An 18,554-nucleotide genomic window follows, 5' to 3' on the forward strand; every position below is an offset into this window, starting at 1 on the left:
AACCGTCAGCGGCAGCGGCGGCAGCGCCCGAACACCGTCAGGTGGTGAACGTCCGCGGCGAACCCCAGCTCCTCGTCGAGCCCCCGCACGAGCCCCTCCGCCAGCTCCGGCCGCACCTCGATCACGTCACCGCAGCCCCGGCACACCAGGTGGACGTGGTCAGCCTCGGCCGCCAGGTGGTAGGTCGGCGCGCCGTGCCCGAGATGGGTGTGCGTCACCATGCCCAGCTCCTCCAGGAGCTCAAGCGTGCGGTAGACGGTGGAGATGTTGACGCCGCGCGCCGTCTCCCGGACCTTGACGCAGATCTCCTCCGGGGTGGCGTGCTCCAGCGACTTGACCGCCTCCAGCACCAGCTGCCGCTGGGGAGTCACCCGGTAGCCCTTGGCGCGGAGCTCCTCGTGCCACTGCGTCTCGGTCATGCCCTGAGTCTACGGCCGGAGCTTTAATCGCTTGCCCTCCTCGCGGACGACCACATAACTTCGTGAGTACGCGGAAAGGAGGTGGTCCAAACAATGGTGATTCATAGTTGGGCTAGCGAGGTGGTTGTCCGCTGACGACGCGGACGCCCCGTCTCGCGCCGTTCGGCGAATACGAGGCAACCACCGGGGCCCCCGGCGGCTGGAGGGCGGGAGACTCATCCCGTCCATGGTCCATCCAGCCCGCTCGACAGAGAGCGGAGCACGCCCGGGGGCCCTTTTTTCATGCCCCCTCCCGGCGGAGGTCAGTGCTCGCCGCGAGGCTCGACGCCCAGCTCCCCGCACGCCCGCCGGTAGAGCTCAACCACGGCCATGCGCACCTGCGCCCGCTCGGTCAGCGGCTCGCCCCACGGCACCCGCACCCGCTCGCCGCCGTCGACCGTGAACTCGATCGCCTCGCCGTCGAGACCGCTCGTCACCGCGCGGCTCGCCTCCGGCCGGCCGCCGAGCGCGCGCACGATGAGCAGCGCGTCGTCGCCGTGGTCGTCGTTCATGTGGCGCTTGATCGCCTCGACCGCCTCCGCGGTGAACGGACCGCCGCTCATGCCACCTTCCTCAGCTCGGCCGACATGTGCGACGTGAGCGGGTGCCCCATCGCGGCCATGTCGTAGGCCCACATCAGGTTGCCCTTGACCAGCCCGTACAGACGCCGCCCCGCGGTGTACTCCTTGGCCGTCACGGTGCGCGCCACCACGTCGGTCTGCAGCTCGATCTTGTGGAAGACGACCTCGCCGACGTAGATCTCCACCACCCCGGTGGGGTGGGCGAGCACCACCTCGACCTGCCGGTTCGGTTGCGGGCGCCAGTATCCGGACTCGGTGGCGAGCGGCCTGACCCGGTTGCCGTCCTGGTCGAGCAGCCAGGTCCGGCTCACGTACGACAGGAACGGCTTGCCGTTGTGGCCGAACTCGATCTCCTGGCCGAAGTTGAAGCTCTCGATCGTCGGATAACCCCCGACACCCGCGCCTTCCCACCTGCCGATGAGAAAGGCGATCGGCTCCAGATCGGGATGCATCTCAGGTTCTTCCATGTCCCCCAACCCTAGTGGCCGCGCGTGCGGACGCGGGCGTTAGTGTGGCGGGCATGGCACGATCACTGGTGATCAAGGTGACCGCCGGGGCCGACGCGCCGGAGCGCTGCAACCAGGCGTTCACGGTCGCGGCCGCCGCGCTGGCGAGTGGTGTCCCGGTCTCCCTGTGGCTGACCGGCGAGTCCTCCTGGTTCGCGCTCCCGGGGCGGGCCAAGGAGTTCAGCCTGCCCCACGCGGCTCCGTTGACGGACCTGCTGGACGCCGTCCTCGCGGGCGGGCGGGTCACGGTCTGCACGCAGTGCGCGGCCCGGCGCGACATCACGGTCGACGACCTCATCGAGGGTGTCCGCATCGCGGGCGCGTCGGCCTTCGTGGAGGAGGCCGTCGCCAAGGACGCCCAGGCGCTGGTGTACTAGCTAGGAGGAATATACAAGTCGGTCCTCTGCGCGGATCAGGCCCGGAAGGCCGAGCTGTGCGGACTGCGGGAAATGCGGAAGCACTTCATCGCAAAATTGTTGATCGATCATTTTCAGGTAATTGCGGGCGGAGTTGTCGTCGTCGTCCTGGAAGATGTCGGTGAACCAGTTCTCGTCGGCCACCGCGTGATCGAAGCGTGCCTTGGCGGGCGCCACGATGTCATCAGCACAGGTACGGGCGAGCGAACCGATTGTGTTGTAGACCTCGGCCGACGGGCGGACGGTGTCGTAAATCCCCCTCAGCGACCACTGTGCTCTCTCTGCTGCGGCACCGGCCCAATGGTGGCTGACGTCATTCGCATGGAACCGCAGCTTGCCGGCCATTGTGTCCAGGTCGTCGGCGATCGCCTCCATGGACTTGGAAAAGTTTCGCATTGATTGCTCGTCGCCGGTCATCAAAAGCGTCCTGATTTGTTCCTTGTCAAGGTGGTCGTAGTCATGACGCAGCTCGATGCCGTTCCAGTCGACGACGATATATCCGGACGGATAATGGGCGCTGACGGCGTAGCCCTTCTCAACACTGCTCCAACTGCTTCTCGGAGTGTCCGAATAACGACTCACCGAGGAGGTGGGGTCGTGATACCTGTTCCAAGAAGACTGCCTGTGCAGCCAACTGTGCTCTTCGGCGATATTGTAGTTCTGGCCGGCGGTGGCAATACCGCACGCGGCCACGATGCACTCGACCACCGCATCAGCGGTGATGCAGTACAAGTCATCCGTGAAAGATCGGAAGATGATCGAGACATCGTTGGCCCTGCCCCAGTCGCCGGCATTGAAACTCGACCCGTCCCACCAGCCAGGGATCTCGACATCGTTCAGATCGATCACGAGACGCTCGGCCGTCTTCCGCAACGCGCCGCGATCGACATCAATGCCATCCCTGACCATGCCGCCGAGCCCAGGCCAATCGTCACCGGACTTCGGTGCGCTGCTCGTGCGCGCTCCATCCTCTTGCGGTTCTGTTCTCAAAGTCACGCGACATCGCTTTCTCGGGGCATGGTCGGTTCACGGTGGACAAAGCAGAAGCTTAGAAAATTCCACAAGAACTGTCCGGCACCATGCGGTGAATTGCTGGTGAATTTCGATCCCCCTCGGCCGCCGTGACGTCAACCGACCTCGCAGCGAAACGACGGCACAACCGTTGCAGATGTACGCGTCGGCCGATGAGGCGTGGGCGCGGATCGAGCCGCTGCCGGGGACCCTTAGCTGTTGTTGGCCTCGTCGGTGGCGCGGTGGTTGGCGGAGGCCTGGCCGAGGCGTCCCCCTTCGCGCTGGGCGGTCGCGGTGAGGAGCTGGAGCGCGGTGCCGATCGCCTCCAGTCGCTCGTGCGTCCGCCAGTACGTCTGCCCGTAGTCGTCGTCGCCGAGCGCCTTGCGGATCGCCACCTTGTGCGTCTCGTACCGGTCACCCACGTCCCGCAGCCTGCCCGCGAGATCGTCCATCGCCCCTGCCAGCCCCTTGATCTGGCTGGCGCTGTAGCTGGCGCCCTTGCGTTCCATACGGCCGTGCCCTCCCTGACTCACCGACTTGATCGATAGTATGCGGGCGTCCTGACGGCTTCGTGAGGTTGATGCGACGATGAGTGATTCATGGGATCTGCTCCGGCAACTCGTCCAGGATGTCGACCGGCAGACCGAACAGGTCAAGGACATGCACCACAAGGTGCGCGACCTCACGGGCTCCGCCCAGTCCGAGGACGGCATGGTCACCGTCACCGTCGGACCCCAGGGTGAGCTGCGGGCCGTCGAGTTCGATCCCCGCGTGTACCGCGAGCTGACCCCCACGGAGCTGGCCGCGTGCGTCGTCGAGCAGGCCGCCGTGGCCGCCCGGAAGGTGGCCGACGAGCTCAGGACCCTGGCCGGGCCGCTGATCGCCGAGGATGTCCCGTTCGAGGACCTGTTCGGGGAGGGCACGGGCTTCGAGTCGTTCCTGCCCGGCGCCGACCGGCGCGGGCCGGGCGCGTGACGGTCGGGGAAGCCGGCTGATGGGGCTGGATCCGGGACTGGTCCCCGAGCTGGTGAGGCATCTGGCGCTGCCGCTGACGGCCGGCGCGTTCCCCGAGGCCGAGCCGGACGCGCTCGTGCGGGAGGCCGAGGCGCTGGAGGCGCTGGCCGACGAGCTGGCCGCCATCCGCGTCGAGGACGCCGAGCCCGTGCTGCGCTACCTCAAGGGCTCGGAGTGGGACGGCGCCGCCAAGGAGGCGTTCCAGGAGGTCTTGAACGTGCTCGCCGGTGATGGGGGGAAGGCGGCCCCGCTGGCGGACCTGGAGGGCGATGCGCTGCTGGAGCGGGTCGAGCAGGCCATCCGCCAGGAGGCCCGGCTGCTGCGCGACCACGCGGTCACCATGGAGCACACCCAGTGGATGCAGTACGCGGCGCTCGCGCTGCTCGCGCTGGCCATCGCCCGGCTGCTGGTGTGGGTGTACCTGTACGGGCCGTCGGTGCTCAGGCTGATCCAGGTACGCACGTTGATGACCCGGATGTCGATCCAGGCCCTCAAGCGGCGGCTGATCATGAACATGCTGGCCTTCTCCGCGATCATGGGCGGCATGGACCTGGCCGTACAGGGGGCGCAGTTCCTCTTCGGCAACCGGGAGAAGCTCGACCTCCGCTCGGTGCTGATGTCCCTGGGCAACGGCGCGCTGACCGGCCTGGTGTTCACCGGGGTCGACTTCGGGCTGTCGCGCCTGGCCACGCGTGAGCTGGTGTTCGTCGTGTCGCGGGCCGAGTTGGGGGTGCGCGACCAGCTCGCGGCCTTCGGGCAGAGCATCTACGGGCGGGCGCTGGTCGGCGGCGTGTCGGGCACCGTGGGCTCGATCCCCGGGCTGGCCCTCAGCGACCAGCTCGACCCGGCGCACCTGTTCTACTCCTTCGTGGCGGGCACGGCCGGCGGCATCGCCATCCCGCAGAGTGCCCGCGTCCGCTACACGCCGGCGCCGGCCGGCGAGCTCACCGCCGGGCCCGCCCCGTCGAGCCATACGTCGTCCGGCCCTGCCCCGTCCGCCGCTTCCCTGCCCGGCCCTCCTCCGCCCGGCGCTCCCCCGTCCGGCCACACCGCGTCATGGGCGGCGGGCGGCACACTGGATCTGGCCCACAGCGCCGAGCCAGCACTGGGCGGCCGGTCCACCGGCACGGACCTGTCCTCCACCCGGCACCCCACCGGACCGGTTCCGTTCTCCGACGGACACCCCGTCGGCCCTGACCCGGTCCCCGGCGGACGCCCCGCCGTCCCGGAGCGCGGGCCGAGTGGCGAGGCCGCGGGGGGCAGAACCACGAGCGGGGCCGAACCGCGCCGGGTCGTCGAGCCGGCCCAGGTGGTGCTGAGCGGCGAGGCCCCGCGAGCACCGGGCGGGCCGGAGCGGCAGGCCCACCCGCTTCCGGCCGGGGGCGACGGCTCCACTCCCGCCACGGCGCACCAGGCCCGGGTGATCGAGGGCGAGGTCGTCCGCAGGCAGGACACGCCGCCGCAGGGCGCCGAGCCCTCCACGGGCACCAACGCCTCACGCGCCCCCACCCACCAGCCCACCCACGGGCCCACCCACGGGCCCGCCCCGGCTCACCCGGCGCCCGCTCCGGCAGCGCACCCGCTGCCCGTTCCGGCGGGCGGCCAAGCGGACGGTCCCATGCCCGGTCCGGCAGGCCACCCGGCACCCGGCCCCATGGGCGGCCAGGCCGGCCACCCGATGCCCGTCCCGGCAGGCGGTCAGGCCGCGGTGGTCGGCCTGGCCGCCACGCCGAACGCCGCGCCAGGGCACCCGCAGCCCCTGCACGACCCCGTGCCCCTCCGCACGCCCTACGTGCCACCCACGCCGCCGCCACCCGGGCCGGAACCGGACGCGCAGGACGGCCGGCCGGATTCCCCTGGCGACGCCGGTCACAGAGCACAGCACCACGACCCCGGCAGCCCGCGGCAGGAAGACGGCCGGGACGCCCCGCAGGGTTCGGACCGCCCCGGCGTCCTCGACCAGGCCCGTGATCCGGTGGACACGGCCCCGGCAGCGGCGACGCACGCCCAGGGCGCCGCCCCGGAGCGGACGGCGGACGGGCAGGGCGGCGTCTCCGCGCACGCGTCCGACGACGGGCACGGCATCGCCGCCGGACGCACGGGCGACGGTCAGGACGGCGCCGCCGGACGCGCGGGCGACAGGCACGGCGCGGGCGGCTCCAGGACCGGCCAGGCCCAGGACGGACCCGTCGTCCCCGTAGGCGCCGCGCACGAACCGCCGGCCGCCCGCGCCGCCGCCCCCAGGGAGACGCCACCGCCGGCCCGCCCCGGCCGCCCTCACGACACCCCGCCCACCCACGCCGCCGAGCCCCACGGCAGACCCCCCGGCCACCCCGCCGAGCCGCACGACGCACGCCCCGCCCACCCCGGCGACCGGCACGCCCCGCCCCCCGCCCACCCCGGCGACGCGGGCCGGGCCACCGCCCCGCACGGCTCCGGCGACGCGGGCCGCGCCACCGCTCCCCACGACTCCGGCCACGGCCGCGATCCCGCCGGCCACGCCCCCGCCACGCGGGACGAAACGACTCCCCCGAGCCAGGCCGCCAAGGACTCCGGCTCCGGTACGGGACGCATCGACCAGCTCATCAACCGCGACGGCACCCCGCCCCCGCTCCTGGACCCCGCCCTGGTCGCCAGGGGCCGCCATGTCGCCCGGCTGATCCACACGCCGGTCCCGGACGACGCGTTCGCGCACACCCTCGGCACGATGACCGACATCGTCACCCATGACATACAAAACCCTGCGAACGCCCAGAAGCAGGACCGCCTCTACGCCCTGTCGAAGAGCATGGGCGTGCCTGGAGGCTACGAACAGCTGGTGAGGGTCTTCGACGAGGCCCAGCGGCAGGGCTTCGACCCCGCCGGGGCGACGGACAAGGGGGAGCTCCTTGACAGGCTGGAGCAGCATCGACAGAGCGACCCCATGCTCCTTCCCGGCCTGTGGATCGCGCACAACCAGATCGCGTGGCCCACGTTCCCGATCGCGCGGTCCCTCGCCCGGATGGACCAGGTACTCAGCGGCAACACGGGATCCCGGCCCCATGTGAGCGTCGCGCGGCTGCGTACCCTGACGAACGCCGCCGACCTCGGGTTCTACTCGATCGAGCACGTGGGGCGGCTGTTCCTGGACGCGGACGCCAGAGGCTACGACGTCCAGGGCGCGCGGGATCGGTTCGGGCTGGTCCACGAGCTGAGGCAGGCCCGGCGGGACGATCACGAGCTGTGGAACGGGCTGCGCATCGTGGACGAGCACTCCATCGGCGGGCTCGACGACGCGGCGGCGCGGGCGCTGAGCCGTACCGAGGGAGCGCTCCGCTGGGTCTCACCGGACGGCAGGCTGCTCGACCTCGCGGCAGAGACGGGCTTCTCCCACGCGATGCGCACCTTCTCCGAGATGCTCACCGCGGCCGACGCCCTGGGTGCTCTCCCCGAGTACCCGGCGACCCGCGCGGAGCTCGTGGACAGCCTCGCGGGGTTCCGCGAGCGCGACACGAACGGCTGGGACGTGCGGGTGATGGAGGAGCGGTTCCCCGGCACGCGCATGGACGAGGCGAGAGCGTCGACCCTGGGCCGTCTCGACCGTGTGACCACCGGTGGCGGAGCGCACACGGCGCTGGACCCGCTGCTCGCTCTGTCACGCGAGCTGGGCCTCGGCGACTCGCCGGCCCGGCTGGCCCACGTGGCCGGCCGCGCGCAGCGGCTCGGCTTCGACCCGATGGGGGCCGGAGACCGCCCGGCGCTGGTGGAGGCGCTGCGGGGATACATGGACACCGCCCCGGACACGTGGGCGAAGGTCCGGGTGTCGGAACGGTACTCGACCCCGTTGAGCGAGCCCGTCACGAGCGCGCTGGCGCGCGTCGACCGCATCCTGGGACCTCAGAGGGAGGCCCGCGCGTGGGTGCTCGACCCGCTCCGGAGGCTGGCGGGCGACCTCGGCCTGGAGCACTCGGTCGAGCGGCTGGCGCACGTGTTCACGGCGGCCCAGGAGCGCGGGTTCGACCCGGCCGGCGCCGCCGACCGCGCCGATCTCGTCCAGCGGCTGAAGGCCTACTACCGCGCGCCGACGGAGGAGCCGTACCGTTTCAGCCGCACGCTGATGCGCCAGGCGGAGGAGGCGCTCTCAGACCAGCTTCGCCAGAGCTCGGCCCGCGACGCCGGCGCCGCCCGCGCGTCGATCGGCCAGGGCGACCCCCTCACCTCCGGTCTGCAACGGGAACGCCTCCGTGCACTGGAGGCGCGGGCCCGCGCCTGGGAGAGCTGGCCGAGCGAGCCGGAGGTCTCCTACCGGTCCGACCCCGAGGCGTTCGATCGCGACCTGGCCGAGGCGTTCGCGCGCGCCGACCGCGGCGAGCCGGTCATCCCCTACATGACCGAGGACGCGACCGCCGGGCTGGCCGCGCCCGGCACCGGCATGAGGTTCGGCCGGGAGATCGAGTATGACTTCCCCCGTGCGCTCGATCGGCACCGGGACGCGATCAACAGTGCCATCGCCCGCGACCTCTACGACGCGGGGCTGACGCAGGACCCCTGGCTGCACGACTACCACGCCTCCCACGACGTCGGTTACCCCGAGGGAGACAACGGCTGGCGGCTGGAGAAGGACAACACGGTCGCCGGCGAGCTCGTCTCGCCGCCGCTGTATGACACGCCACGCACGTGGCAGAGCCTGGCGCTGGCGACCGAGATCATCAAGTCGCACGGCGGCGTGATCACGGAGGACACGGGCGGCCACCTCCACGTGGACACCTCCGCCTTCGACCACATTCCCGCCTTCTACCAGCGGACGCTGAGGTTGGTGCTCAAGGACTACTACGACACGTTCATCCGGCTGTGGACGAACCCGGAGCAGCCCGATCACCGGCGGATGGAGTTCTGCGTACCCAACCAGGTCCACACAGGCGGGTACGCGTCGATCGACGCGATGCGCAAACAGCACGAAAAGCACACGCTCGCGATCAATTTCGAATCCGTCCAGGGGGGCAGGTCCGACCACACCGAGTTCCGCCTCCCGGACGGCTCACTGGATCCCGGGGTCATCCAGGCGCAGACCAAGCTGGTGCTGGGGACAGTGGGGCTGGCCCAGCGGCTCGCCGACGACCACTTCCCGCTCAACCACGGCGACAAGGACCTGCATGGCGTCCACAGCGCCGACCGCATGCGGATGGACTACTCGTCCTACTTCGAACTGGCCGATCTCCTGTTCCACCGGGCGGTCGACAAGGCGCAGCTCACCGCGCTGTTCGCGGTGACACGATGGAGCAAGAGAGGCTTGTACGAGGGGTTCCTATGACCGTAGTCATCCGCAACAGCTCGTCGGCGGACCGGCCGCCCGCCGTGCCGGTCAAGGTCGACGGCTCGCTGTACCGGTACGAGATGATCTTCGCCGGCGGGGGTTCGCGGGCGTACGCGGACGAGCCGGGCGAGCTGGTGGGGGCGCTCAGCCCCGGATACGACGCGCTCGGCACGCCGGATGAGCGGGACCAGGCGCGCGTGCGGATGGCGCTGGACGCTCAGGTCCGGCTGCAGGCGCAGCTGGCCGCGACCGACCGCTTGGAGGAGTGCACGGCCGAGGACCGGGCCGTGCTGCTCGGCGGCAGGCACGTACCGCCGGCTCCGGAGGAATGGACCGCGCCCGTGCCGCTGGTGCTCATCACGACGTTCTATGAGCCGGCCGGGTCACTGCCCCGGCCGCGCGGCCCCGAGGAGCTGCAGGTGTGGCTGGACCCGGCGGACGACTGGACGTTGCTGACCAGCCTGCACGCCGCCGGGGTGATCGACGTCGCGGTGCGCCAGGACGACCTCTAGCGACCGGCCCGCTCGCGGCGGGTCAGCCGGCGGCGAGGACCGTGTTGAGCCGTTCCTGGCGGAGCTGCTCGTAGCGGGTGTCGTCGAGCGGGGCGAGCTGGGCGCCGACCCGCCAGGAGAGCAGCAGGTCGGCCAGCGCCGGGTTGCGGGCCAGTGCCGGGCCGTGCAGGTAGGTGCCGACGACGCGGCCGGCGTAGCAGCCCTCGAAGCCGTCGCCGTTGCCCACGCCCTTGACGGTGCGCGACAGCGGCTTGACGCCGGGGCCGAGCCGGGTGACGCCCATGTGGTTCTCGAAGCCCGTCAGCGTCGGCAGGCCGAGCGCGGCGTCGACCTCGGCCACCAGCTCGCCCACGGCGCGGGCCGGGCCGCGGACGCTGGCGATGTCGAGGATGCCGAGGCCGTCGACCGGCTGCCCCTCCTCGCCGCCGAACGTGCTGCCCATGATCTGGTAGCCGGCGCACACGGCCAGCAGCGCGGCGCCCCGGTTGACGGCGCGGTGCAGGCCGCCGTCGCGGCGCAGCCGAGCCGCCGCGAGGATCTGCGGACGGTCCTCGCCGCCGCCGATGAGGTAGATGTCGCCGGTCTCGGGCACCGGGTCGGCCGAGCGCACGTGGATGGTCTCGGTCTCGATGCCGCGCCGCTGCGCGCGCTGCTCCAGGACCAGCACGTTGCCCTGGTCGCCGTACGTGCTCAGCAGGTCGGGGTAGATCCAGACGATGCGCAGGGCGCTGTCAGACGGCACGGCCGAACTCCGATCGGATCTGCTGGAAGGCGGTGTAGTTGGCGATCACGTCGACACGGCCGGGCGGCTGCATGGCGAGCGCCTCGGAGAACGTCTCGCACACCGCGAACGGCACGTCCGCCACGTCGAGCCGGAGCGCCAGGTCGAGGCGGCGCTCACCGGTGACGAACACCGGCCGGCCACGCAGCACGCGGTAGTCGACGTCCCACAGCCAGGACGTGTCACGCCCGTCGGGGCCCTGCGCGTTGACCGACAGGATGATCGGCAGCCCCGGGTCGGCGACGTCGAACGCCTCCAGCCAGCCCGCCGGGTTCTTGGCCAGCAGCAGCCGCGCCTGGCGGCCCCCACGCTCGACCGTGGTGTAGCGGCCGGCGACGGAGGTGACCTCGCGCAGCCGGGGCAGCGCCCGCTCGACCGGCAGGTCGAACGCCTCGGCCACCGCCAGCGCCATGACCGCGTTGGAGCGGTTGGCCAGGCCGGGGAGCTGGATGTCGAGCAGCCACCGCTGCCCGCGCGGGTCGACGACCGCGTCGTCGTCGAGGATCCACTGCGGCTCCGGCCGGTGGAAGGTGCACTCCCGGCAGGCCCAGTCGGCGTCCTTGCGGTCCAGGGGGCCGCCGCACTCGGGGCAGCACCACGAGTCCTCCTTCCACCGCTGTCCGCCCGCGACCCAGGTGACCTTGGCGGCCGTGGAGGCGCCCCACGTGACGAGGGGGTCGTCGCAGTTGGCGATGACGTGGGTGGGCTTGCCGGACAGCGCCCGCCGCCACTTCTGGGCCAGCAGCCAGATCTCGGCCGCGCGGTCCATCTGGTCGCGGCTGAGGTTCATCAGGCAGACCACGCTGGCGCCCGTGGTGTCGAGGACCTCGGGGAGGTACTTCTCGTCCACCTCCAGCACGCCGTAGGGAGCGTCCTTGTGCTGCGACAGCGCCGAGACGTGGCCGGCCGGCATGTTGGCGCCGTACACGTTGGTGGCGACCTCGCCCATCTCCAGCAGCGCGGAGGTGATCAGCCGGGTGGTGGTCGTCTTGCCGTTGGTGGCGCTGACCAGGGCGAGCTTGCGGTCGCGGGCCAGCTTGCGGAGAAGATCGGGCTCGAGCATGAGGCCCACCCGTCCGCCGATCACCGAGCCGTCACCGCGCCCGGTCATCCTGGACAGCGTGGCGGCGCTGCGGCCCAGGGCGCTCGCGAGCTGGGCCCGCAGTGGAAGCTGGGTCATGGCACAGAATCCTAGTCCGCGTCGGCCGTTGCTCTGGATACGCACGCGAAAACGCGGCCCGGTGCGGCGGGGGCCTGAAGATCCCCGAGCGCGAGGCGTGTCCGGCGAGCCACGGCTAGGGCATGCCGGCGAAGGGGAGCTCGGGCACGCCGCCGTGGTCGAACGGCAGCACGAAGCGGCCCGGCCAGGACAGGACGCCTTCCAGCCACCCGGCTCCCATGGTCTGGCCCACGTGCCGCAGCCGGGCGGCGGGCTCGATGCCGATCGCCACGTTCATGATGTCGCGCTGGAAGCCCTCGTTCTCGTCGTCGCCGAGGATGACCCGCCACGCCAGGGCCCTGTTGTGCTCGATTGCCATGGACAGGGGGTGGTGGCGCAGCGCCTTGGCGCGGTGGCCCAGCAGCTCGCCGTGCGGGGCGGCGGCGCCCGGGACGGTGGCCACCGCGGTGGCCACCCCCGAGGCGCTCGCGGCAGCGTTCCCCGCGACTCCGTCGGGCGCGTCCCCGGGAGGCGTCCCACCGGGTGTCCCACCGGGCATCCCACTGGGCGTCCCGCTGGGCGTCCCAGGGGACGTGTCACGGGGCGTCCCGCCGGGCGTGTCGCCGAACAGGGCGTACTCCATGGGCGGCGCCGGGCTGCGCAGGTCCGGCGCCGGCCGGCCGTACGGGAAGAGGCGGTCCACCTCGTGCAGCCAGCGCACCTGCGGGATGACCCACGCCGAGCCGGGGCGCTCGCCGCCCCGGTCCAGCGCGGCGAGCAGCCGCGTGGCGCACTCCGCGGCCTTCTCCGTGAGCAGGGCGGGGTCGAGCCAGCTCCGCAGCGACCAGGCGCGCCGCTGCACCGACCGCTCGACCAGCGTGGCGAGCAGGCACTCGCCGCGCCGCACCGGCAGCTCCGACCAGGCGGCGGCGAGCGCGCGCGGCACGCCGGGCATCGGGCGGTTCGTCACGAACGCCAGCACGACCGTGTCGCACCACACGCGCAGCCACGCCCAGTCCGGCGCGTCGGCCAGCACGTCGGCCTCGCGCAGCTCGACGAGCGTGCACGCCTGACCGGTGCGGCACTGGCTGCCACAGGCGGCCGAGCGGCGTCCCCTTATCGGCGGCGGAGGGCTGGGCATGAGCCGCTCGCGCGACTCACCCAGCGGCACCCGCACGCGCAGCGGCCGGTCCATGCCGTCGGCGAACACGGCCGCGGAGCCCGGCTGGAGCGAGACGACCTGGCGGGACTGCTCCTCGCTGAGGTTCATGGCGGCGCCGACGAGCTGCCTGTCGTCCTCGGCCGGGAGCCGGTGGACGACCTTGAGCGCGGTGTTCTTGACCACGTCGGAGACGAGCTTGGTGGGGATCTGCTCGGCCACCACGATGCCCTCGCCGTACGCCCTGATCTCGGCCAGCATGCCGGCCAGCAGCTCCACGGCGTGCGTGGCGGCCCGGCCGGCGCCGCGGTCGCGCAGCAGCCGGTGGGCCTCCTCGATGACGATGACGTGCCGCAGCCCGGTGGACTTCTCCTGCCGGGCGCGCATCCGCAGGTGCTCCACGATGCGGATGATGAGCGTGCCCATGAGGAACGCCTTGTCCTCGTCGTTGGCCACGTCCTCGATGGCGAGCACCACGTTGCGCTGGAGCAGGCCGCCGATGTCGGCCGGGTGGCCGCCCTCGAAGAAGCGCCCGGCCGAGCCGACGCGCAGCGAGCGCAGCCGCAGCGAGATGAAGCCCTCGACGTCGGCCTGCACCTCGCGGCCGTAGCCGATCTCCTTGATCACGTCCATCGCGTGCTGCTGGAGCAGCTCCAGGGTCGGCACGCTGGGCGGCACCTTGGAGCCGGGCACGGCGCCGCCGGTCACGACGTCCCAGCCGGTGGCCTCGTAGACGCGCTGCAACGCCAGCGACATGATCTGCGGGAACGGCTCCTCGGCGTCGAAGGCGGCCATGAACAGCGCCCTGACCATGTCGATGTGCGCCTGGACGGGGTAGCCGGGCTCGGGTTCGAGGGGGTTGATGCTGAACGGCACGCCGGCGGGCGCCGACGGGTTGATCACGGTGACGGGCCCGAACTGCTCGACGCGGCCGGCCATGGCGGCGTACTCCGACTTGGCGGGCTCGATCGCGAGCCACGGGATGCGGGCCCCGCTGAGCTGCTCCAGCAGGTGCCGGACGGTCTGCGACTTGCCGGAGCCGGTGGCGCCGGTGACGAACGCGTGCCGGTTCAGCGTGGCCAGCGGCACCCGGAACGAGCCGACCCCCCGGTCCTGCCCGTCGAGGATCTCGCCCAGCTCCAGCTCCCCGCCGTCGGCCTCGGACGTCACGTCGAAGAACCCGGAGTCGAGGACCCGCACGCCGGGCACCTCGCGCCTGGGCAGCCCGGCCAGCGCGGCGAGCGCCCCGGCCGTGGCGGCGAACGGCGCGGCGGCCCCGTCGGCGGGGTCCTGCATGGTGATGGTCAGGGCCTCGGCCAGCGTGTGAACGGCTCCCTGCGCGCTGCGCAGCCGGTAGGGGTGGTGGCTCATCTCGACGGAGCCGACGAGGACGGGCGCGATCTGCCGCAGCTCCTCGGCCGTCGCGCCGCCCGCCAGCACCCGGACGTTCCACAGCCCGGCCTCGCGGAACGCGTCCAGCTCCTGCATGCGCCGCTCGGCCCGCTCGGCGTCGAACCGGGAGCGCTCGGAGGCGTCGCCGTACTGGCGCAGCACGTTGAGCTGGGTGCGCAGGTGGGCCACCTCGGCGTCGAGCAGGCCGGTCGGCTCGGCCACGACCAGCCAGGCGAACGGCCGCGACATGAGCGTGATCAGCGTCGACTCGAACAGCGTGGGCCGCTTCAGCTCGTCGGGGTCGAACTCCCGGCGTCCGCCGAGCGGCGGCGCCTGCCGGCCGGGACACGGCGTCCACACCAGGTCGGCGAGGTCGGCCAGGTACTCCTCGCCGAGCTGCACCCCGCGCGCCCCGCCGGGGAACAGCAGCGGCTGCGGCCCGGTCGGCACCTCCGGGGCGTCGGTGGCGCGGCGCGGCTGGCGGGGCGGCGACAGCGGACCCGCGTTCGTGATGAGCTCCAGGGGCGCGCCGGAGCCCCGGGAGAGCCACCCGATGGCGAACGGCCGGTCCCGCTGGGCGGCGGACAGCACGGCTGGAAGCACGGTGACGAAGTCCCACTCCGCCGACGAGCTTCGTGAGGGTGCGGCGATGGACTGGATCCGGTACCACGGCCCGCTCAGCGAAACACTCGGCTGCATTGCATCCCCCCACAGACGGCTCTTAGTAAAATCGGCCGACCGTCAGCCCGTCGCCTTGACATTGACCATCTCATTGCCTGCCCTTGCGCCAGTCGAGGCGTGGCGGGGGCGGACCGAGGTTCGGCGGCGGTTCGGAGCCGTCGCGTCCGGGCGTCGCCGCGTGCTCGCTCGGCCGTCCGGCGCCGCGCTGCGGCGTCCCCTGCCGGACTCTCTCCCCGGCCTCCTGATGCCCCTCCTCGGTCCCGTGCTCGCCGTCGACGGCCAGCACGGCGTCGCGCACGTCGTCCAGCTCGCCGAGCGTCGTCTTGGGGAAGGTCAGGATGGCCGGGTTGGCGTCGGCGAGGCGGACCCGCCGGCCCTGCGCGGTGGCGTCGGTCACGATGACGGAGGTGGTGGGGAGCTGCTGGAGCTGGTGCGGCTCGACGAGGAACTCCCGGGAACGCTGGAGCACCCGCTCCTTCTCGCCGATCTTGCCGGTCGTGCGGCCCCACTCGGTGGACTCGGTGATGTCCTCGGCCAGGTCGGTGGCGCTGTCGCCGTGCTCCTCGTGCCGGCCCTCGACCTCGGCGATCGTGGAGGTGTAGCCGCCGTCCACCCCGGGCAGCGACTCGCTGATCGTCTCGGTGAGCTGGGCCAGCTCCAGCCGGTGCTCGGTGCCGACGTGCTCGCTCGCCACCCGGGCGTCCTCGGCGTTGCCGAGACGCATGAACGCGACCGCGGCGTGGCCGCGCCCCAGCCGCTCCCGCACGGGCGGGGTCAGCGACCGGTACGTCAGCACGAGCCCCGTACGGGAGGTCTCGCAGGCGTCCATGAGCCGGTCCAGCACGTCGCCGCGGAGCTTGTCGGCCCCCGCGACGATGATCGTGTGGTACCAGGGCCGGTCGGAGGCGGGTGACTGCCGCAGGATGTGGGTGAGCGCGGTCGCCACGTACGTGCCGAGCACCCGGTTGCCGAAGACGCCGGCCTGCCGGTCCATGCTGACCACCCGCAGCCGGGCGGGCGGCAGCCGCACGGCCTCCGTGCCCAGCGTCTCCAGCTTGCGCAGCTGTGACTCCAGCGCCCAGGCCCGCTCGATGACGACGCGGTCGCTGACGCCGCGCCCGAACAGCGTGCCGATGCGTTCGAGCTGGGTCGCGGTGATCAGCCCGTACCTGAGGTCGTCGCGCGGGTCGCCGACCTGGGCGAGGGCCCGCAGCGCGGCGGTGACCTGGCTGATCGTGGCGTTCTCGCCCAGGACCTCCAGGACGCGCTCCAGGATGGCGTTGTCGAAGCTGAGGTCGCGGGTGGTGCGGTGCTCCTCGCTGACGCTGACGACGTGGGCGAGCACGTCCGCGAACGCCTCAGGCTTGAGGGTGGCCCCCAGGTCGAGGCGGGGCAGGTCCACGGGCAGCACCCAGACCAGGGGGTCGTCGCCGCCCCGGCGGGCCAGCTCGACGAGGTCCTTGGCGATGGCGCCCTCGGACAGGTCGAGCACGGTCAGGTGACCGCCGCTGTAGAGGCGGGTGGCGCCGAGCAGGGTGACGAGCGCCGACCAGCCGGGCAGTGTGCCACCGGCGACGTCGATGCGGTCGATCTCGTCGGGCACGGCGACGGCGTACCAGCTCAGCTGGCGGTCGTGGCGCTCCTTGAGCCGCTGCCACTCGCGGTAGCGCTGGGCGTGCTCCTCCTGGGCGCGGAACAGCTCTTTGTCACGTTCCTGTCGCCGGCGGTCATCGCGGGCCTGCTGCTCGCTGATCCGGTAGCGGACGGCCCGGTCGCCCTGGACGAGCGCGTAGCTGCAGATGATCGCCACGCCGCAGGCCGCGACCAGGCCGAGCAACGCGAACTTCCACTGGAGGAGGCCGCCCACGGCCAGCGCGAGGATGAGCAGCGTCAGCACGACCATGAACAGCCGGAAGACCCGTACCGGCCGGTTGAGCATGTCCTCCTGCATGCGCTTGCGGCGGGCCACGTCGGGGTCGGGGCGCGCGGGCGGCGGCTCCTCGGCCGGCGAGGGGCGTTTCGGTGGCGGACCGGGGTCCGGGTGCAGCAGGATGTACTGCCAGCCCAGGTAGATGCGGTCCGCCTGGAGCTGCGCATGCTCAGGATGCACGTCCACCACGTGACCCTCCGGCCGCGATATGTCGTTAGTAGTAGAGGCTTGTCCCGCCCGCTCCGTGACAGCGTATGAGCTAGAACCCCTTCTACGGCAGGGTTCTCGGCAATTAGACCGGCCCGTTGGGAGGATAGCGGCGGATGGGACAAGCGTGACCTATTACCATCCTTACCCATGACCGAACCCTCCGGCGGCAGCGGCAGGCCCAGGCGCCCGATCGTGGTGCCGGCGGTGGCCCTGGTGCTGGTCACGGCCCTCGGCATCACCGCCCTCGCGGGCGGCCTCAGCGAGGCTCCCGACGCCCCTCCCCAGCTCGGCAAGGGCGCCGTGCTCGACCAGGGCCGGTTCGCCACCCGCTTCGTCGAGTCGCGGGTGCGGCTGGAGAAGGCCCAGACGCAGTTCGACGAGGACAAGCGGTTCGTGGAGCTGGTCTTCGAGGTGACCAACCGCGGCGACGACACCGCCTCCGTCGGCGTGCCCCCGAGCCAGGAGAACGCCGGCTACGGCGACACGTTCGGCAGCTCGCTGGTCAAGATCAGCCCCGCCTTCCCGGCCGACTCCCGGCCCTCCGCCTTCGCCCTGGCCAAGGGCGGCGAGACCGGGCAGCTCCACCCGGGGATCAAGAGCACGGTCATCGTCCGGTACGAGCTCAAGGAGGGCCGGAAGCCGCCGGAGAAGGTCACGCTGGACGTGGGCTCGTACGAGTACGTGGCCGGGTTCAACGACCCGTCCGAGAGGTGGACGATGATCACCCAGGACGAGGGGGACAAGCTCGTCCCCGAGGTCAAGGCGCAGGTGACCCTGCCCGTCCAGGAAGACGCCACGGCATGACCGCCGTCCAGCCCCGCGCGGCGGCCTCGGACGGCCGGGGCGCCCGCCGCACCGGCTCCGGGCGGGGCGGCTCGCGGGCGCTCAACGCGCTGCTCGGCCTGCTCCTCGCCGGCGGCGCCGTGGGCCTGCAGACCCTCGCGCTGACGGAGAACGACACCGGGGCCCCGCTGACGTACACGGGCGACAAGGGACAGGACGTCGACGCCCGGCGCTTTCACGTGCGGCTCGACTCCTTCACCGTCGCCAGGGCGATCCAGACCCGCAGCACCGAGACCGTCGAGACGGACAACCTGTTCCTCGTCGTCAACGCCGCCGCCAAGTCCAGCCTCAAGCCGTACCACCTCGGCCAGCCCACGCTGCTGACCGCCGACGGCCACCGCTTCGACGCCACCGACCGGGTGAACGACGCGCTCACGATGGCATCCACCTGGGTGCAGCCGGACATCTGGGTGACCGGGCGGTTCTTCTTCGAGGTGCCCGCCTCGGCCCTGCCGGGGGCCAAGGTGGTGTTCGGGCTGCCGCCGTCGGTCCTGGTCGAGCCGTACCAGCCGGAAGTGGAGATCGACCTGGGGCTCGACGAGAAGGCCGCCCGCGACCTCGCCGCCAAGCCCCAGGACGTCTACTCCCTCGTCAAGAAGTGATCGGGA

Annotated in this window: 15 protein-coding genes; 6 read left to right on the top strand and 9 right to left on the bottom strand. The window is 72.1% G+C overall.

What is annotated here, in order from left to right; all coding sequences use genetic code 11:
* Nucleotides 1-5: 5 nt before the first annotated feature.
* The 3 genes from AB0H64_RS07110 to AB0H64_RS07120 form a co-directional block, all read right to left on the bottom strand.
* Nucleotides 6-419 (bottom strand): Fur family transcriptional regulator, encoded by a 414-nt coding sequence (locus AB0H64_RS07110; protein ID WP_357621020.1) that lies wholly within the window; start codon nt 417-419, stop codon nt 6-8.
* A 302-nt stretch (nt 420-721) separates the two neighbouring features.
* Nucleotides 722-1,021 carry a DUF2470 domain-containing protein gene (locus tag AB0H64_RS07115; protein WP_357621022.1) on the bottom strand — a complete coding sequence of 100 codons (300 nt, stop codon included), beginning with the start codon at nt 1,019-1,021 and terminating at the stop codon, nt 722-724.
* On the bottom strand, nt 1,018-1,506 hold the full coding sequence (locus AB0H64_RS07120) for an FABP family protein (RefSeq protein ID WP_357621024.1): 489 nt from the start codon (nt 1,504-1,506) through the stop codon (nt 1,018-1,020). The genes AB0H64_RS07115 and AB0H64_RS07120 overlap by 4 nt, the downstream gene beginning before the upstream one ends.
* Before the next feature lie 53 nt (nt 1,507-1,559).
* Here AB0H64_RS07120 and AB0H64_RS07125 point away from each other — a divergent pair, with 53 nt between their 5' ends.
* On the top strand, nt 1,560-1,922 hold the full coding sequence (locus AB0H64_RS07125) for a DsrE family protein (RefSeq protein ID WP_357621026.1): 363 nt from the start codon (nt 1,560-1,562) through the stop codon (nt 1,920-1,922).
* On the opposite strand, the gene AB0H64_RS07130 is transcribed toward AB0H64_RS07125, so the two are convergent.
* Complete coding sequence (locus tag AB0H64_RS07130; RefSeq protein ID WP_357621028.1) at nt 1,923-2,870, bottom strand: hypothetical protein; 948 nt, start codon at nt 2,868-2,870, stop codon at nt 1,923-1,925.
* A 314-nt stretch (nt 2,871-3,184) separates the two neighbouring features.
* Nucleotides 3,185-3,481, bottom strand: coding sequence for a hypothetical protein (locus AB0H64_RS07135; protein ID WP_357621030.1), 297 nt, complete (start codon nt 3,479-3,481; stop codon nt 3,185-3,187).
* 79 nt (nt 3,482-3,560) lie between these two features.
* Between AB0H64_RS07135 and AB0H64_RS07140 the strand changes: the two genes are divergently transcribed.
* Genes AB0H64_RS07140 through AB0H64_RS07150 form a run of 3 tightly spaced genes read left to right on the top strand, consistent with a single transcriptional unit; the run spans nt 3,561 to nt 9,791 of the window.
* A complete protein-coding gene (locus AB0H64_RS07140; protein ID WP_357621032.1) occupies nt 3,561-3,947 on the top strand; it encodes a YbaB/EbfC family nucleoid-associated protein in 387 nt (128 codons plus the stop codon).
* Nucleotides 3,948-3,966: 19 nt separating this feature from the next.
* Entirely contained in the window at nt 3,967-9,276 is a 5,310-nt protein-coding gene (locus AB0H64_RS07145) for a hypothetical protein (protein WP_357621034.1), read from the top strand.
* Nucleotides 9,273-9,791 carry a hypothetical protein gene (locus AB0H64_RS07150; RefSeq protein WP_357621036.1) on the top strand — a complete coding sequence of 173 codons (519 nt, stop codon included), beginning with the start codon at nt 9,273-9,275 and terminating at the stop codon, nt 9,789-9,791. Before AB0H64_RS07145 ends, AB0H64_RS07150 begins: the two co-directional genes overlap by 4 nt.
* Nucleotides 9,792-9,813: 22 nt before the next feature.
* Here the strand turns inward: AB0H64_RS07150 and AB0H64_RS07155 are convergent, their stop codons facing one another.
* The 4 genes from AB0H64_RS07155 to AB0H64_RS07170 form a co-directional block, all read right to left on the bottom strand.
* Nucleotides 9,814-10,533, bottom strand: a complete 720-nt coding sequence (locus AB0H64_RS07155; protein ID WP_357621038.1) for a glutamine amidotransferase — start codon at nt 10,531-10,533, stop codon at nt 9,814-9,816.
* Nucleotides 10,523-11,752 (bottom strand): MurT ligase domain-containing protein, encoded by a 1,230-nt coding sequence (locus AB0H64_RS07160; RefSeq protein WP_357621039.1) that lies wholly within the window; start codon nt 11,750-11,752, stop codon nt 10,523-10,525. Before AB0H64_RS07160 ends, AB0H64_RS07155 begins: the two co-directional genes overlap by 11 nt.
* A gap of 115 nt (nt 11,753-11,867) precedes the next feature.
* Nucleotides 11,868-14,981 (bottom strand): ATP-binding protein, encoded by a 3,114-nt coding sequence (locus AB0H64_RS07165; RefSeq protein WP_357621041.1) that lies wholly within the window; start codon nt 14,979-14,981, stop codon nt 11,868-11,870.
* 70 nt (nt 14,982-15,051) lie between these two features.
* Nucleotides 15,052-17,073, bottom strand: a complete 2,022-nt coding sequence (locus tag AB0H64_RS07170) for a hypothetical protein (RefSeq protein ID WP_357621043.1) — start codon at nt 17,071-17,073, stop codon at nt 15,052-15,054.
* A gap of 177 nt (nt 17,074-17,250) precedes the next feature.
* Between AB0H64_RS07170 and AB0H64_RS07175 the strand changes: the two genes are divergently transcribed.
* Nucleotides 17,251-17,907 (top strand): hypothetical protein, encoded by a 657-nt coding sequence (locus tag AB0H64_RS07175; protein WP_357621045.1) that lies wholly within the window; start codon nt 17,251-17,253, stop codon nt 17,905-17,907.
* On the top strand, nt 17,904-18,548 hold the full coding sequence (locus tag AB0H64_RS07180) for a hypothetical protein (RefSeq protein ID WP_357621047.1): 645 nt from the start codon (nt 17,904-17,906) through the stop codon (nt 18,546-18,548). Before AB0H64_RS07175 ends, AB0H64_RS07180 begins: the two co-directional genes overlap by 4 nt.
* The last annotated feature ends 6 nt before the right edge of the window (nt 18,549-18,554 follow it).

It is taken from the genome of Nonomuraea sp. NPDC050733 (genome assembly GCF_040654215.1).
GTDB lineage: Bacteria > Actinomycetota > Actinomycetes > Streptosporangiales > Streptosporangiaceae > Nonomuraea.